This window comes from Trebonia sp. (assembly GCF_049794275.1).
In the GTDB taxonomy this organism is placed as follows: Bacteria; Actinomycetota; Actinomycetes; order Streptosporangiales; family Streptosporangiaceae; genus Trebonia.
Genome location: NZ_JBARCR010000778.1, coordinates 1 through 2,760 on the forward strand (window position 1 = coordinate 1; position 2,760 = coordinate 2,760).

Genomic DNA, 2,760 nt, shown 5'->3' on the forward strand with positions numbered 1-2,760 from the left:
GGGCTACCTGGCGCTGCGGGAGCGGGTGCTGGAGTCGGGTCCTGGCGCGCTCGATGACTTCTACGCCGCCGCGCTGCGGCTGGCCGGGCAGCGCGCGGACGACTGGCGGGACCGCTGGCAGGCCGGCGCCCTCGCCACCGCGGAACTGACCGGCGACCACCTGGACGAGATCGGCGCCGGCGTCGCCGGGCACCTGGACGCTGCCGGCCTGTGGCGGATCGAGCGCCCCGCGGAAGAGCGGAGCTACGGGATGTGCGGCCGGCTCACCACCTACCCGGCCGCGCGGGCCGTCCGCGCAGGCTGAGCCTGGCCTCAATCCGGGCGCGCTCGCTCCGCACGGTGGTTGTCACCTAGGAGCCAGCTCGCGGCCGGTAGACGTGCACGACGACGCCGCAGTCGAAGCTCCTGGCCTCGACGAGGTCGAGGCGCAGCGGCGCGGGCAGCGTGCCGAACAGCGTCTGCCCGCCGCCGATCGCCACCGGCTGGATGACCAGGCAGTACTCGTCGATCAGGCCTTGTGCCGCGAGGGCCGCGGCGAAGCTGGCGCCGCCGTGAGCCATGACGTCGGGCCCCGGTTCGGCTTTGATCGCGGCGATCTCCGCTGCCAGGTCGCCGCGGGCTATCCGCGTGACCGGCCAGGAGCCTTCGCGGAGCGACGCGGAGAACACGATCTTCGGAATGTCGTTCATCGGCGCAGCGTAGGGATGCTCCGAGTGCGGCCAGTAGCCCGCCATCTCCTCGTAGGTCGTGCGGCCCATCAGGTGGGCTCCGGCCTTGGCCACCCGGTCCAGCTTCCACTTGACGAGTTCGGCGTCCTCGGGGACAGCCGTGCCGGGGTGCTCCTTGTCGCTGGCCACGTATCCGTCGAGTGACATGCTCATCTGCAGCGTTACCTGTCGCATGTGGGTCTCCAGTCACGTTGAAGGGCTATCGTCCATGCAGACGTGCCGGGCCGGGAAACTAATCGGACGCGGAGGGGGCGTGATGGGTGCCGAGATAGGGGACTTCGATGACCTGGTCCGCCGGTACCGGCGCGAGCTGCACGTGTACTGCTACCGGATGCTCGGGTCCTTTGACGAGGCCGAAGACCACGTGCAGGAGGTCCTGCTGCGGGCCTGGCGCTCACGGGAGGGCTTCCAGGGCCAGTCGAGCGTTCGGACCTGGCTGTACCGGGTCGCCGCCAACGCCTGCCTGGACACACTGCGCCGTGACGCCCGCCGGGCCGTGCCGGCACGGCTCAGCGAACCGTCCAGCGCAGCGGCCGGCGCGGGGCCGTCGGTCGCCGCGATGCCGTGGGTCCAGCCCTATCCGGACTCGCTGCTTGACGAGGTAGCCGCCGACCAGCCAGACCCTGAGGCGGTGGCGGTCAGCAGGGAAACGATCTCGCTGGCCTTCCTGGCGGCGATTCAGCTGCTGCCGCCGCGCCAACGGGCCGTGCTGATCCTCCGTGACGTGGTCAGCCTGCCCGCCGCCGAGGTCGCCGAGGTGCTCGATACGAGCATCCCCGCGGTCACCAGCGCGCTCCAGCGTGCCCGCGCGACGCTGCGCGAGCAGTGGCCCGACGGACGGCTGAACTGGGCGCCGGCCGCCGAACCCGATCCAGGGCAGCGCCGGCTGTTGCAGCGCTTCATCGCCGCGCATGAGCAAGCCGATCCGGAAGCGCTGATCGCGATGCTGCGCGACGACATCCGGCTAGTCATCTCCCCCCAGGCCGGGGAGTGGAACGGCCGACGTCAGGTGGGCGACGCGCTCCGCGATGGCATGACTGCCCTCGGCCAATGGCGGGTGCTGCCGATCCAGGCCAACCGGCAGCCCGGCGCGGCCGGGTACCTCCGCCGCCCCGGCGAGACCGCGTTCTCCCCGTTCGTCCTCGTCGTCCTGCGGTACGAACACGGCGGGCTGGCTGAGATGGCCGCCTTCGAGCAGCCATCGATGTTCGCCGCGTTCGGCCTGCCGGACAGCCTGTGACCTAGGATCGCCGTCATGAAGCACGCGATCGATGTCGGGCCGTTCAACGAGCTGGCCGATCCGCGGGTGGTGGCCCGGCTGGCCGCCCGGGCCGAAGAGCGGGGCTGGGACGGCTTCTTCGTGTGGGATCACATCGTCTACAGCGCGCCGGTGCGGGCGGTGGCCGACCCGTGGGTGACGCTGGCCGCGGTGGCGTGCGCCACGTCCCGGGTGCTGATCGGCCCGATGGTCACGCCACTGTCCCGCCGCCGGGTGCACAAGGTGGCCAGGGAAACGGTGACGCTGGACCTGCTCAGCTCCGGCCGGCTCGTGTTCGGGGTCGGGTTGGGCAGCACCCGGCACGGTGAGCTGGAGCAGTTCGGGGAGGTGACCGACGCGCGCGAGCGTGCCCGGCTGCTCGATGACGGGCTGGATGCCCTCGCCAGGTACTGGGCCGGGGAGTTCGAGCCGGCTCCGGTACAGCGGCCCAGGCCCCCGGTGTGGGTGGCCGGAGTGTGGCCGAACCGTCCGCCGGTGCGCCGGGCGCTGCGCTGGGACGGCCTCTTCCCTATCGACCTGCCCGGCCCCGGGGCGCTGGCCGAACTGGCCGCCGAGGTCCGCGAAGCCCGCCCCGACGGCGGGCCGTTCGACCTGATCACCGAGCTTCCCCCGGGCACCGACCTCGGGCCATGGGAACAGGCGGGCCTGACCTGGGCGGTCACCTACTTCGAGCCGCAGCCCACGGAGGCGGAGGTCCGCGCCGTGATCGACGCTGGCCCCGGGGCCACATCCAGGAGGTAGACGCCATGGGCG

At 72.1% G+C, this 2,760-nt stretch carries 3 protein-coding genes and 1 pseudogene; 3 read left to right on the plus strand and 1 reads right to left on the minus strand.

Annotation, left to right across the window (positions count from 1 at the left end):
• Nucleotides 1–304: pseudogene (locus tag WA805_RS20285) on the plus strand (cupin); the annotation flags it as partial.
• A gap of 46 nt (nucleotides 305–350) precedes the next feature.
• Here WA805_RS20285 and WA805_RS20290 read toward each other — a convergent pair.
• A complete protein-coding gene (locus WA805_RS20290; protein WP_422274857.1) occupies nucleotides 351–902 on the minus strand; it encodes a dihydrofolate reductase family protein in 552 nt (183 codons plus the stop codon).
• An 82-nt stretch (nucleotides 903–984) separates the two neighbouring features.
• Between WA805_RS20290 and WA805_RS20295 the strand changes: the two genes are divergently transcribed.
• Entirely contained in the window at nucleotides 985–1,968 is a 984-nt protein-coding gene (locus WA805_RS20295) for an RNA polymerase subunit sigma-70 (protein WP_425243112.1), read from the plus strand.
• Nucleotides 1,969–1,983: 15 nt separating this feature from the next.
• Complete coding sequence (locus tag WA805_RS20300) at nucleotides 1,984–2,748, plus strand: LLM class flavin-dependent oxidoreductase (protein ID WP_424559918.1); 765 nt, start codon at nucleotides 1,984–1,986, stop codon at nucleotides 2,746–2,748.
• Nucleotides 2,749–2,760 lie beyond the last annotated feature (12 nt).

What these genes read in the sequence shown, in the direction of transcription:
- WA805_RS20300 (WP_424559918.1), top strand. Translation starts at nt 1,984, where the DNA reads ATGAAGCACGCGATCGATGTCGGGCCGTTCAACGAGCTGGCCGATCCG.
- WA805_RS20290 (WP_422274857.1), bottom strand. Translation starts at nt 902, where the DNA reads ATGCGACAGGTAACGCTGCAGATGAGCATGTCACTCGACGGATACGTG.
- WA805_RS20295 (WP_425243112.1), top strand. Translation starts at nt 985, where the DNA reads ATGGGTGCCGAGATAGGGGACTTCGATGACCTGGTCCGCCGGTACCGG.